This is a genomic window from Vibrio sp. D420a, assembly GCF_030248625.1.
GTDB lineage: Bacteria > Pseudomonadota > Gammaproteobacteria > Enterobacterales > Vibrionaceae > Vibrio > Vibrio fortis_A.
In genome coordinates this window covers 1-529 of the sequence record NZ_JAHGAN010000102.1, presented here as the reverse complement: position 1 = coordinate 529, position 529 = coordinate 1, and the positions used below count along the sequence as shown (strand labels likewise).

Sequence of the window (529 nt, the reverse complement as noted above, 5' to 3'; positions counted from 1 at the left end):
AGTACGACCAATACGGTGTACATAGTCATCCGCTGGGAATGGCAGGTCGTAGTTGACTACGCGAGTCAGGTTGTCGATATCGATACCACGAGCAGCTACACCTGTCGCAACAAGGAACTTTACTTTCCCTTTTTTGAAGTCAGCTAGGACTTTCTCGCGAATCGCTTGGCTGCGACCACTATGGAAAGACTCAGCGTGGATACCGCGCTTCTCCAACTGAGAAACTAACTTGGCTGCACCGTGTTTGGTTTCGATGAAGATCAGAGCCTGTTCCCAGCTTCCGTCTTGGATCATATGGCTTAGGAGTGCTGATTTGCGGTCTTTATCAACAGTGACTAACCACTGCTCAATGTTGGCCTTCGATGCGGCATGCTTAGCAATTGAGATCTCTTCCGCTTCTTGAATAGCACTCTTAGCAAGATCTCTAACTGGGTTCGATAGAGTAGCCGAGAACAGCAAGTTTTGTACGTCTTGAGGAAGACGTGCGATGATCTTGTTGATGTCTTCAATGAAGCCCATGTCTAGCATG

1 protein-coding gene is annotated in these 529 nt (G+C 48.0%); it reads right to left on the bottom strand.

Annotated features, from left to right (window positions below; all coding sequences use genetic code 11):
- Positions 1-529 (bottom strand): helicase-related protein (locus KI743_RS24520; protein WP_285468597.1); only part of this gene is annotated, 529 nt, incomplete at both ends.